The 11,023-nt window shown below is 70.9% G+C and carries 12 protein-coding genes; 7 read left to right on the top strand and 5 right to left on the bottom strand.

All coding sequences use genetic code 11. The features are described from left to right. Nucleotides 1-214 precede the first annotated feature (214 nt). From AB0J64_RS55790 to AB0J64_RS55760, 7 genes are all read left to right on the top strand, one after another. On the top strand, nt 215-721 hold the full coding sequence (locus tag AB0J64_RS55790; RefSeq protein WP_364046488.1) for a hypothetical protein: 507 nt from the start codon (nt 215-217) through the stop codon (nt 719-721). A 9-nt stretch (nt 722-730) separates the two neighbouring features. Continuing rightward, complete coding sequence (locus tag AB0J64_RS55785; RefSeq protein WP_364046486.1) at nt 731-2,170, top strand: SCO6880 family protein; 1,440 nt, start codon at nt 731-733, stop codon at nt 2,168-2,170. Next, the gene (locus AB0J64_RS55780; RefSeq protein ID WP_364046484.1) at nt 2,160-3,632 is read left to right on the top strand and encodes an ATP-binding protein; all 1,473 of its coding nucleotides are present in this window, start codon (nt 2,160-2,162) and stop codon (nt 3,630-3,632) included. The genes AB0J64_RS55785 and AB0J64_RS55780 overlap by 11 nt, the downstream gene beginning before the upstream one ends. Before the next feature lie 73 nt (nt 3,633-3,705). Beyond that, nucleotides 3,706-5,490, top strand: coding sequence for a TraM recognition domain-containing protein (locus tag AB0J64_RS55775; RefSeq protein WP_364046482.1), 1,785 nt, complete (start codon nt 3,706-3,708; stop codon nt 5,488-5,490). A gap of 30 nt (nt 5,491-5,520) precedes the next feature. Next, the gene (locus tag AB0J64_RS55770) at nt 5,521-6,003 is read left to right on the top strand and encodes a DUF4913 domain-containing protein (protein WP_364046480.1); all 483 of its coding nucleotides are present in this window, start codon (nt 5,521-5,523) and stop codon (nt 6,001-6,003) included. Between the two features lie 34 nt (nt 6,004-6,037). Continuing rightward, nucleotides 6,038-6,775, top strand: coding sequence for a hypothetical protein (locus AB0J64_RS55765; protein WP_364046478.1), 738 nt, complete (start codon nt 6,038-6,040; stop codon nt 6,773-6,775). A gap of 77 nt (nt 6,776-6,852) precedes the next feature. Next, nucleotides 6,853-7,359, top strand: coding sequence for a helix-turn-helix transcriptional regulator (locus tag AB0J64_RS55760; RefSeq protein WP_364046476.1), 507 nt, complete (start codon nt 6,853-6,855; stop codon nt 7,357-7,359). Between the two features lie 73 nt (nt 7,360-7,432). On the opposite strand, the gene AB0J64_RS55755 is transcribed toward AB0J64_RS55760, so the two are convergent. From AB0J64_RS55755 to AB0J64_RS55735, 5 genes are all read right to left on the bottom strand, one after another. Further along, nucleotides 7,433-7,951: a hypothetical protein gene (locus AB0J64_RS55755; RefSeq protein WP_364046474.1), complete on the bottom strand. Its 519-nt coding sequence runs from the start codon at nt 7,949-7,951 to the stop codon at nt 7,433-7,435. Nucleotides 7,952-8,007: 56 nt separating this feature from the next. Next, the gene (locus tag AB0J64_RS55750; protein WP_364046472.1) at nt 8,008-8,307 is read right to left on the bottom strand and encodes a type II toxin-antitoxin system Phd/YefM family antitoxin; all 300 of its coding nucleotides are present in this window, start codon (nt 8,305-8,307) and stop codon (nt 8,008-8,010) included. Between the two features lie 265 nt (nt 8,308-8,572). After that, nucleotides 8,573-9,490 carry a spermidine synthase gene (locus tag AB0J64_RS55745; protein ID WP_364046470.1) on the bottom strand — a complete coding sequence of 306 codons (918 nt, stop codon included), beginning with the start codon at nt 9,488-9,490 and terminating at the stop codon, nt 8,573-8,575. Further along, a complete protein-coding gene (speD, locus tag AB0J64_RS55740; protein WP_364046468.1) occupies nt 9,487-9,927 on the bottom strand; it encodes an adenosylmethionine decarboxylase in 441 nt (146 codons plus the stop codon). The genes AB0J64_RS55745 and speD overlap by 4 nt, the downstream gene beginning before the upstream one ends. Next, nucleotides 9,924-10,994 (bottom strand): type III PLP-dependent enzyme, encoded by a 1,071-nt coding sequence (locus AB0J64_RS55735; RefSeq protein ID WP_364046466.1) that lies wholly within the window; start codon nt 10,992-10,994, stop codon nt 9,924-9,926. The genes speD and AB0J64_RS55735 overlap by 4 nt, the downstream gene beginning before the upstream one ends. Between the last annotated feature and the right edge of the window lie 29 nt (nt 10,995-11,023).

Genomic DNA, 11,023 nt, shown 5'->3' with positions numbered 1-11,023 from the left:
AGGTCGGCATGCGCAAGCCCGAGCCGCGCATCTTCCACCACGCGCTCGAGCAGATCGGGCGCGGCGGCGAGCCGCGGCCGGCAGCGGAGCGGGCTCGTGGCTGAGTCAAGCCGCCTGGATGGCCGGCTCGCGGCTAGGTGGCGGGGACGAGTCCGGCGGAGGAGGCGGCGGATCCGGAGCGGCGCCCACGTCCGTGGTCGATCAGGAGAAGCGTATGGAACATAGCTCGCAGACGAGCCAGCAAAACACCGAGCAGCCCGCGCCGAACCCGCAGACGGGTTCGGGTACCGCGCCCGAAGCGCCCGCCGCCGCGACCTCCGGCGGCCCGGGCGTGGCGCAGAGCGTGCCCGGAGGTGAGGCCGTAGCCGGTCAGGCCGGGGCAGAAGCGGCAGGCGCGCCCGGGACGGCGGGGCAGATGGGCGCGGCCGCCGGCGGAGCGGGCACGAGCGCGGGCGCGGCTGGAGCCGGTGGCACAGCGAGCGGCGCCGCGGGCGCGGGAAGCGCCGCGGCGGGGGCGGCCGGTCCGATCGGAGCCGCTGCGGGCGTGGCGCTGGAAGGAGTCCAGCACGCCGGGCACGTGGCCGCCGGGCATGTCGCCGCGCCGGGGCAGGCGGGTGAGCAGGCCGAGGTGGGGGTGGCCACGCATCCGCTCGAGCGCGCGGAGCGGGACGGCGCAACGGGCGAGGACAAGGCCAGCATCATCGATCGAAACTACGGGTGATCAGCGCCGATGAGCAGCACCACTGATCTGCACACCTATGGCGGCTGGCGCCGCTCGCGCAGCCTGGGCATGGGCTCGCTCGACACCCGGCAGACCGTCATGCTGCTGACGGCGGTGCTGGTCCCGCTGCTGGCCGGTCTCGTGTTCGGGGTGCAGGTCGCTGTGCTCCTCGCGCCGGCCGGTCTCCTCGTAGCGGTGCTCGCGGTCGCGCGCCGCGGCGGGGTGTTGGTACTGGACGCCGGGCTGGCCTGGGTGCGCTGGCGCTGGGCGGATTGGCGCACCCAGACGATCGTGCTGGGTCAGATGGTCACGCCGATGCCGGAGCGGTGGGATCTTCCGGGCGTGCTGGCCCCCACCCGGCTGCTGGATGTCGAGGATCCGGGCCGCGGCCGGATCGGCGTGGTGTGGAATCAGCGCTCCGGGCACATGACGGCGACGCTGCTGCTGTCCCCGGCTGGGGCGCTGCTGGCCGACCCCGCGACGATCAACCGCCAGGTCGGCAGCTGGAGTCACCTGCTGGCCAGCCTGGCCGACGACACCTCGATTCAGCACGCGGCGGTGACGATCGAGCTGGTGCCCGAGCCCGGCACCCAGCTCGCCGACCACGTCCAAGGACGGCTTTCGGCGACCGCACCGGCGCTAGCCCAGCAGGTCATCGGCGAGCTGACCGCGATGGCACCACGAGCCTCGGCGCAAGTGCGCGCCCGGCTGTCGCTGACCTGCGACCCGTCGCTGGGGGCGAACGCACCGCGCGCGGTGCCGCAGGCGGTCGCCGAGGTGCTGCGCAGCCTGGGCAGCCTGGCAGTCTCGGCGGCCGGGGCCGAGATCCTGCGCCGCGCCAGCGCCACCGACTTGATCCGCATCATCCGCACCGCCTACGACCTGGACGCCGAACCCGTCGCGGCCGGCTGGGACAAGCTGCGCTGGGCTGATGCCCGCCCCGAGCACGCCCGTGACCGCTACGACCATTACCAGCACGACGGCGCCTACTCGATGTCATGGGTGCTGCTGGAAGCTCCCCGCCAGCGCGTCTCCCACGACGTGCTGCTCAGCCTGCTCAGCCCCGGCCGATACCGGCGCCGTCTCACCCTGACCTACCGCACCCTGCCCCGCGACGTCGCCGGCGCCCTGCTGGAGCAAGAGGTCAACGCCGCCTCGGTGCGCGAGGAGTACAAGCGGCGCACCCGCCGCGACCCCACCGCCCGCGACCGGGCCGACGCCAACCGTGCCGCCCGCGCCGCGATCGAGGAGGCCTATGGCGCGGGCCTGGTCCAGTGGAGCCTGTATGTGACGACGACGGCACCGACCCGGGCCGAGCTCGCCCAGGCGCGCCGCGAGGTCGAACAGGCGGCCGGGCACGCCCGGCTCCAGCTGCGTCTGGCCTACGGCGGACAGGCGAGCGCCTTCGCCGCCGGGCTACCGTGCGGGGTGTATCCCGGTGACCGCTGACCGCTGGCGGGCGCGCCGCCCGCGCACCCCCGCCAGCCCGAAGCTGACGCCGGAGCGGGTGGCGCCGCGGCGCGGCTGGCGGCGCGGCCGCGCCGCGCACATCGAGCCCGGCTCGATCTATCTCGGCACCACCGTTCAGGTGGCGGGCTTGTTTCCCTTCGTGCAGGCGGGAAGTCTGCCCGCGGAGGGTGTGCCGATCGGACCTGACTTGCTCGCCAACGAGCTCGTGTGCGTCGACCCTCCTGGCTGGGTGGGCAGGCTGACCACCAACCCGTCGGTCTGGATCCAGGGGCAGCCCGGCGCAGGCAAGAGCGCCATCGCCAAGCGCTTATGCCTGGGCTTGGTCGCCTTCGGCTGCAAGCTCGTGGTGCCGGGAGATGTTAAGGGCGAGTACACCGGCCTGGTGCGCGCGCTCGGCGGGCAGGTCATCCGCATTGGCCGCGGCCTGGACGCCATCAACCCGCTGGACTCCGGGCCGCTCGGCCGCCACCTGTTCAGCTTGCCGGCCGAGCAGCGCGACCTGATGCTGGCCGAGATCAACGGCCGGCGCGGCGAGCTCCTGCACGCGCTGCTGGCCACGCCGTACGGCTTGACCCGCCGCCCCGGCGCCGAGGAGAGCACCGCGATCAACACCGCCGTCGGCCTGGCCACCGCCGCGCAGCCAGCCGGCGTCGACCCCACCATCCCCGACGTCATCCAGGTCCTGCGCGAAAGTCCGCAGTCACTGCGCGACCGGCTGATCACCCGGGACGAGGCCAGCTACCTCGCGGCGGTCCGGCCGGTGATCGCCGCCCTGGAGAACCTGTGCGACGGGCCTCTGGCGGGCCTGTTCGATCGGCGCACCACCACCCCGGTGGATCTGTCCCAGCCCGCGCTGGCCATCGACCTGTCCCCGATCCTCACCGCTGGAGATCATGTCGTGGCCGCCGGGCTGCTGGCCACCTGGGCCTACAGCTACGCCGCGATCGACACCGCCCGCGCGTTCGGCCTGCTTCCCGGTCAGGTGGTCCTGCCGCTGGACGAGCTGTGGCGGGCGCTGCGCGCCGGGCCGGGCATGGTCGCCGCCATCGACGCCATCATCCGGTTGAACCGGGCCAAGGGCGAGATCGTCATCATGGCCACGCACGGGCTGGCCGATCTGGAAGCGCTACCGACGGAAGAGGACCGGGCCAAGGCACGCGGCCTCATGGAGCGCTGCGACATCGCGATCTTGCTGGCGATGCCGGTGAGCGAACTGGAACGCGTGTCGGCGCAACGGCCCCTCACCGCCAGCGAGATCGCCATCGTCTCCTCCTGGGCCTCGCCGACGGCTTCCGGCCTCGACGTCGCCGCGATGCACCCCGGACGGGGAAAGGCGCTGATCAAGATCGGGCAGCGGGTCGGCATCCCCACCCGGCTGCAACTGACCACGGCCGAGCGCGACCTGTTCGACACCGACGCGGCGATGCGGCGCCGCTCGTGAACGCCCGCCGCCACAGCCGTCCGCCGGGCCCGGCCAGCACGCCCGCCCACCAGCCCGGGTCCGGGAGTTCACGATGAGCGGGGGAGAACGGGGCCACGATCCGGCCGACATCGCCCCCTGGCTGATCCTGGCGCTCGTCGCGGCCGCCGGCGTGCTGGGCGCGGTGGTCTGGCTCGGCGGCACGCTCGGCGCGCTGCTGGCCGGCGCGGGCTGGCGGCCGCCGCCGTTCAACCTGACGCTGCTCCTGCGGCTGGCCGACGAGGGCACCGAAGGAGTGTGGCCCGGGGTCTCACCCCTGGCCGTCTGGGGCGGCATCGCCGGCACCGCTGGCATCACCACGACGCTGGCCGTTCCCGCGGCCGCCGCCGGCTACCGATGGTTCTCCCGCACTCCCGGACTGGCCGGGCTGCGTGACCTGGGCACGTTCACCCCCCGCGGCGCAGCCAAGGCGGCCCGCCGCCTGCGCCCGTCGTTGTCGAAGGCGAAGACCATCCCACCGGATCAGACGGGCATGCTGCTCGGCGAGCACAACGGCGTGGAGTTACGCAGTTCCTGGGAAGACGTCTCCCTGGCGCTGATGGCTCCTCGCTCGGGCAAGACCACCGCCCTCGTCGCGCCACCGGCGATCCGGGCCCCCGGCGCCGTGATGATCACCAGCCGGAAAGTGGACGCCTACACCACCACATGGGCGCCGCGCGGCGCCCGCGGACGCCTGTGGGTGTTCGATCCCCAGCAGATCGGCCACTTCCCGCAGGAGTGGTGGTGGGATCTGCTCGCCGAGGCGGTCACCGTCGAAGGCGCCCGCCGCCTGGCCGGCCACTTCATCGCGTGCGGCTTCTCCGCCGCCGACCGCGGCAACTACTGGGCCTTGGCCGCAGGCAACCTCTTGTGCTCGGTCTTTCACGCCGCAGCCGCCGGTGGAGGCACCATCCACGACGTCCTGGCATGGCTGGCCAACCCGGCCGACCCCACCCCGGTGGAGGCGCTGCGCCACGCGGGCGCCGTCGGACTGGCCAGCCAGCTCCAATCGACCAGCCGCCTTCCCGCCGAGACCCGCGGCGGCGTCTACGACACCGCCGCGCAGACGGTGGCCTGCCTGCTCGACCCGGCCATCAGCACGTGGATCACCCCCGACCCCGACAAGCCGCAGTTCGATCCCGAGGAGTTTGTCACCGGCACCGACACCCTGTACCTGTTCAGCAAGAAGGGCCGCGGTGGCGCAGCTCCGCTGGTGGCCGCTTTCGCCGACGCCGTCCTGCAGGCCGCCATCGCCTCGGCCGAACAGGCCGGGGGACGCAACGACCCCCCGCTGCTGCCGATCCTCGACGAGGCCGCCAACATCGCGCCCATCGAAGACCTGCCCGACCTGTACAGCTTTCTTGGGTCGCTGGGCATCCCGATCATCACCATCCTGCAGAGCTACCAGCAGGGCGCCCGGGTCTGGGGGCAAGCCGGCATGGACGCCCTGTGGGGTGCCGCCACGGTCAAGGTTCTCGGTGCCGGCCTCGACGACGCCGACTTCGCCGAGAAGGTCTCCCGGCTCATCGGCGAGCACCGGGTCAAGGAGACCAGCGTTTCGCACAGCCGCCAAGGCCGCAGCGTCTCCACCTCCTCCCGCAAGGAGCGCATCTTCAGCGCGGCTGACGTCCGCGCGCTCCCGAAGGGCACGGCCCTGTTGCTGCTCACCGGCATCCGCGCCACGGTGATCCGCCTGCGGCCGTGGATGAGCGAGCCATATGCCGACCGGCTCCGCGCGGCGACCAAACGCGCCGAACGCGAGGTCACCCGCCGTGCCGTGCGCAAGCGCCGCCAGCGCGGCCGCTCTGCGCGCCGTCCCCCATCGCGTTCCCGAACGTAGCCCGCTATGCCATCGAAAGGAGATGTCCAGATGACCGACGAGCTGTCCCCTCCGGACCAGGAGTGGACCGAAGATGAGGCTCCCCCCGGGGAAGGCGATGAAGAGAGCACCGCTCCGACCTTCATCCTGTTCCTGGCTGGCGAGAGCTTCGCCCTGGAGCTCGACCTCCTGCGGCAGTGGGTCGACGACCTGCTCGTCCCCACCTATGTGCGTGAGCCGAGCCCGACCGCGCCCTGGTGCCTGCGCTGGTGGGAGCACGACGAAGTGCTGGCGCGGCTGCATGCCCTGTGGCTGGCCTGGCAGGAGCAGACCGATCCCGAAGCGGGAGGCTGGACGGGGCCGAGCACGTGGCACCGTGACCATCTCGACCCGACCCTGCGCGAGGTCCGCGCCCCTGACGGTCCGTTGTGGCGGTGCATGAGCGATCCGGACAAGGACATGCATCGGGTCAACGTGGTGGTGGGGGCGGAGCAGTCCTTATCCCTCGAGCCCTCCGGTTTCGCTCCCGCGTGAGGGCTTCGGTTCCCAACGAAGAGAGGAATGGCCCATGCCTGTGATCGACTCCCCGGATGTCGCCCTAGACGGCGCCTACCAGGGGCTGGAAGCGGCAGCACAGGACCTGATCGCCCCCCAAGTCTCCGTCGACTTCGCCGAGATCCGCCTCGGATTCGCCCTGTTGAAGCAACAGCTCGGGATGGAGCTCAGCTTCGGCAACAAGCTCGACCTCTCGCTGGGAGAGTTCCGGCACGGCGTGCCGGCCGAGCAACTCGGGGCGGTCTGGCAGCAGCGCCAGGATGTGGCCCAGGCCGTGGCAGGTGTGCGCGAGCACGCCGCTGCCCTCGGCGACCGGCCGGAGTGGAAGCGAATCGAAGGCACCTTTGAGACCACGCGCGGACTCGGCGTCGCCGTCGAGCGGCAACTCGGTCCTCATCGCGCGAAAGTCCTGGCCGATCCGCGTTCCCAGCGCGCGCTCAAGACGGTCGCTGACCTGGCCACCCGCCGGATCGCTGCGGACGCCTGGGCGCTTAGCAAGGTGCTCGGCGGCGCCGGCGCAGGTCTGGCCAAGGTACGTCAGGCGGTGCAATGGCTGGAGAAGACAGCCAAGGCCGGCGCGTCCTGGGCAGAGGAAGAATCGCGTCAGCCCGCCAAGCGACGAGCCGCGGCGGCCGCGCTGCGCTCAAGCACCGGCGGGAAGCCCACCAAGAGCTCTGCCAAGGTTCAGGCGCGCTCCGAGGCTGCTCCGCGCACCCAGGCGAAGGTCAAGGTCGCCGCCGCCACGCGATGACCGCCGGTAGCCGCCCTTTCCTGGCCGCTTGGTGGGTGAGGTCCCGTCCAGATGCCACTCGTCAACTAAGAGGTCCAATGCCGCAACCCGAGACGGTCGGTGACCGCACCAAGCGCCTCCGCAAAGCGCGGAAGCTCTCCCAGGCTCAACTGGCCAAAGCGGTCGGCCTGTCCGACAGCTACATCAGCTTCATCGAGTCGGGCAGCCGTACTCCCTCACCGGCAGTCCTGCATCGGCTCGCCGCGTTCTTCGACGTCAACCCGACCTTCCTCCGCTATGGCGATCGCGTTCAGCAGGCGCTGAACGCCGTTCTTGAGCGTCGCGACGCGCAGCATCGCCACGCCGTGCAGACTATCGACGTCGTCTTCGCCAAGTGCGGCAGCCAGGACGTGGTGACCTGCGAGTCGCACACGCTGCTGGTCGACGGCAAGGAGATCACGACGTTGACAATCATCAAGGAGCGGGTCGGAGACCTGGACGCGGTTCTCGTGAGCACCGCCGTACCTGCTCAGCGTGACACGCTTCCCGTGGAGTCGCTGGCCCCGGCCGCGGGATCTGCCGGGGCCCCGCGACATGCAGTTTGAGGACGGGGGCAGGCGAGTTCCTCCTGCAGCGGCGAGCCGTACGGAGAAGCGATCGCGTGAAGCCCCTTGTAGGTCAGGCGCGTCGCCGGAGCTGACGTGCCCGCTCGGCCGGGGGCCGCGCGGGCGTCTGTTCTGATCGCGCCTCACGCTCCCCGGGGCCGGCGGGGGCTGTGCTGGTGCGCCGAGCCGCCGCTTCGGCGATCCGCTGCCGTCTCTCCACCTCTGGTACTCGCTCCGCCACGAGGCGGGCGATCGCGGTGTCGTAAACCTGCTGGTGAGCGCGGGGGCCAACGGCGATGATGTGGATCGTCGGTTCGTTCAAGCGGCCGGACGGAGGCCGCTCACGGTAGACGATGCGCCATCGGTAGCCGCGACCCGATCGGACTTCGGCAGCGGAGCTGAAGTAGACCTTGCGGCAGCCTTTCAATTCTTCGTCGAAGACGCCGAGCTCCTCACCGCGCTCGCGGCCGCGGACCAGGTCGCGGATGAGCAGGATGGCGAGGCTGCGGTGCTCTTTGGTTGGCAAGTCCAGGATGTCCTCCCGGACCCCGGGACTGTAGCTGATCGGGAGCGGACGATCGCGTGGAGGCATCTGGGCACCGTGTGTCGAAGGCGGGCAGTGCAGCTGGCGCGCTGCCCGCCGGATGCTCAGTCGCCGAGATCGGCGCCCACCTGGTCGGCCAGATGGCCGAGCGTGGTGGTCACGGGCCCGCCAGCCGCGGCGGTCGCTTGCAGCCGCTGCCGGATCGCCGGCGCCGACTGGATGGCGTCGATCGCGTCAGCGAGCGCCTTGTAGAGCTCGATACTGATGATCACGGCTTGCGGCCTGCGATGCGGCCCGAGCAGGACGGGCTCGGCGTACAGGCCGTCCTCGTGCATGCGGGCCACGATGCTGGGCAAGTCGGTGCGCGCATCGGTGGTGGTGCGTACCTCGAGCTGCTTGGTCATGCGGACAGCATACGAAAGTCGTACGTAAATATGTACGACTTTCCTTATGAGGGACTGGCGGCTGGGATGTGATCCACCGTGACGTGGCTTGGCTGACTGGTCGGCGAAGCGGACACGGGGGAGGAGCCGGTTTCCTCAGAGGTTTCAGAGTAGGTAAAGGGCGCTTCGCCAGGTGCTTCTTCGGGCGCCGCGGTCCGGTCCTCGGCTGCCTGGCGAGCGGCGGCGATCCGGGCGGCCAGCGCCATGTTCGGCCGCCCGTTCCGGATCATGCCGATGCCCACGGCCGCACGTCCTGGTTGGCCACGTGGTACGGCAGGACCACAGCGCTGGCGACGCTGGCCGCGTCCATGGTCCGGGGCTGGTAGGCGAGATGAGGCAGCCGCTGCTGAAGCTCGGCGGGCAGCGAGCGCGAGGCGTCGGGCGAGCTGGTGACGAACGCCCACTCGTGTTCCCAGGAGCTGAAGCACAACACGCTGGGGAACAGCGTCTTGAAGCGGTCGAGCGAGGTCCGCAGGGTCTTCTGCCGCCACAAGGTGGGGCATCCGGCCTGGGTGCTGACGACGCCGCCCGGGGCGAGCAGGTCCTTGCAGGACATCAGGAAGTCGACGGCGTAGAGGCGGTTGTGCTGGGCGTCGCTGCCGGGAGACTCGTCGGGCAGGTCGATGACGATGACGTCGTAGCGGGTGCCGTCGACCAGGCGCTCCTGGACGAAGCGGTGGCCGTCCTGGGCATGCAGGTGGGCGCGGCCGGTCTTGGCGAGCGCGGCCTGCACGTCGGCGGGGCTGTAGCCGTACGGCAGATGCTCGGCGCAGGCCTCGACGCACTCCAGGTCGATGTCCACGTGGTCGACGTGGGCGGCGCCGGCCTGCAGGGCGATCTGGGTCGCCACGCCTTCGCTGGAACCGATGATCAGGACTCGGAACAGCTGGCTGGCCAGGGCCAGCGGCGGCACGATGAGCGCCTCGTGGTAGGTGAGCTGGGACAGCTCGGCGCTCTGGCGTTCCATGTTGCTGTCGTCGTCGCCGCAGAACAGGGTGACGCCCTGCGCGGTACGGCCGATGAGCATCTGCTGGTAGGTGGTTCGGGCCGCAAACAGGGGGTCGATTTCCCACCTGCGGGTCAGGCCGGAGGCCAGGACCTCTGTCACCGACGAGGTCGTCGTCGCGAGCGGCGTCGTGGTCATGCGGATGCCTTTCCGAGAGGGCTGAACTGGGCGTGCCATGGCCGGGCGAGGGGAACGGGCAGGCCTCGATCGACGATGCTGATGTGCTGTCTGCGGGGCTGAAGGCCGCGGCTCAGCAGGCGGAGCACCTGCTCGGGGTCGGCGCTGGGTCCGCAGGTGAAGAAGTCCGCGAAGCAGGCACCGCCTTCGAGTGGATCATGCTCGGGGTAGGTGTGGAGAGAGGCATGCGACTCCGCAAGCAGTGCGAGCACCGTCACCCCCTGGGGGGTGAACCGGTGGGTCATCGTCTGGAGGACGGTGGCGTTGGCCTCGACGAGAGCGTTCTCCAGCAGGCTCTTCAGCCGATCGGCATCGTCCAGAAGCTGGGGGTCGATGCCGTAGAGGTCGGCGTGCACATGGCGGCCCTGAAAGGCTCCGACGACGCTCGGCCCGTTCATGAGGCGCTCAGCAGGGGCAGGTCGGAATCCGTCACGCAGGTACTCAGCGGTTCGATGCCGTTGAAGGCGACCGAGGCGTAGCTGGCGGTGTAGGCGCCGGTGCAGCCCAGCCGGACCAAGTCGCCGGCACGCAGGGCCAGGGGGAGGTCTGGGCGGTGCTTTTGGTAGATGACGTCGTCACCGTCTGCGGTGGGGCCCGCGAGGATGACCGGACCGACCGGGCCGCTGACGTGCGGAGCGTGCAGCGGATACTTGATCGCCTCGCCTTCGACCTCGGCCAGACCGCCGTACCGGCCGACGTCCAGGTAGACCCACCGCTCGCCGCGGCGTTCGGTCACCTGGACGACCTCGCAGTCGAGCTGGCCAGACGAGGCGGCGATCGCGCGGCCGGGTTCCAAGACGAGCTGGGGCCAGGTGCTGCCGAAGTGCTTGGTCAGGCTGGTGGCGATGGCCGCGGCGTACTGCCCGATCGGTGGTACCGGCTGGGTGTAGGTCGCGGGTAGGCCGCCGCCCAGATTCAGCACGAAGCGGGTGGGCAGTTCGTTGGCCAGTTGGTGGTAGATGACGGCGGCGGCTCTGATCGGTTCGTCCCAGGCGTAGACGTCGGTCTGCTGGGATCCGACGTGGCAGCTGATGCCGGCCGGCATCAGCCCGGCGCGGGCGATTCTGCGCAGCAGGTCAGCGGCGAGGGTCGGATCACAGCCGAACTTGGTGCCGAAGGGCGCGGCCGCGCCGGCGTTGTCGACGGCGATGCGCACGAACACCCATGCGCCCGGCGCGGCGGCGGCGATCTTGTCGATCTCGTTCGGTGAGTCGGCGGTGAAGACCCGCACTCCCAGTTCGTAAGCGGACCGGATGTCGGCGGCCTTCTTGATCGTGGTGGTGTAGGCCAGCCCGGCCGCCTCGCCACCGGCGGCGAGTACCGCCTGGATCTCCCCGAGGGACGCGACGTCGAACCGACTGCCGATGGCGGCCAGCGTGGCGAGAACCTGAGGGTGGGGGTTGGCCTTGACCGCGTAGTAGCAGCCGGCGGCGAGCAGAAGGGTCAGCAAAGCGAGTCGACGCACATTCCTCAGACGAACGCCAGGCGTGCCGG

Source organism: Nonomuraea sp. NPDC049695 (genome assembly GCF_040674955.1).
In the GTDB taxonomy this organism is placed as follows: domain Bacteria; phylum Actinomycetota; class Actinomycetes; order Streptosporangiales; family Streptosporangiaceae; genus Nonomuraea; species Nonomuraea helvata.
The sequence above is the reverse complement of the archived record's forward strand: the minus strand, read 5'-3'. Positions and strand labels throughout refer to the sequence as shown.

Excerpts from the sequence above, each read along its gene's own strand:
- AB0J64_RS55765 (WP_364046478.1), top strand. The coding sequence starts at position 6,038 with ATGCCTGTGATCGACTCCCCGGATGTCGCCCTAGACGGCGCCTACCAG.
- AB0J64_RS55755 (WP_364046474.1), bottom strand. The coding sequence starts at position 7,951 with ATGCCTCCACGCGATCGTCCGCTCCCGATCAGCTACAGTCCCGGGGTC.
- speD (WP_364046468.1), bottom strand. The coding sequence starts at position 9,927 with ATGAACGGGCCGAGCGTCGTCGGAGCCTTTCAGGGCCGCCATGTGCAC.
- AB0J64_RS55745 (WP_364046470.1), bottom strand. The coding sequence starts at position 9,490 with ATGACCACGACGCCGCTCGCGACGACGACCTCGTCGGTGACAGAGGTC.
- AB0J64_RS55760 (WP_364046476.1), top strand. The coding sequence starts at position 6,853 with ATGCCGCAACCCGAGACGGTCGGTGACCGCACCAAGCGCCTCCGCAAA.
- AB0J64_RS55785 (WP_364046486.1), top strand. The coding sequence starts at position 731 with ATGAGCAGCACCACTGATCTGCACACCTATGGCGGCTGGCGCCGCTCG.
- AB0J64_RS55750 (WP_364046472.1), bottom strand. The coding sequence starts at position 8,307 with ATGACCAAGCAGCTCGAGGTACGCACCACCACCGATGCGCGCACCGAC.
- AB0J64_RS55770 (WP_364046480.1), top strand. The coding sequence starts at position 5,521 with ATGACCGACGAGCTGTCCCCTCCGGACCAGGAGTGGACCGAAGATGAG.
- AB0J64_RS55775 (WP_364046482.1), top strand. The coding sequence starts at position 3,706 with ATGAGCGGGGGAGAACGGGGCCACGATCCGGCCGACATCGCCCCCTGG.
- AB0J64_RS55790 (WP_364046488.1), top strand. The coding sequence starts at position 215 with ATGGAACATAGCTCGCAGACGAGCCAGCAAAACACCGAGCAGCCCGCG.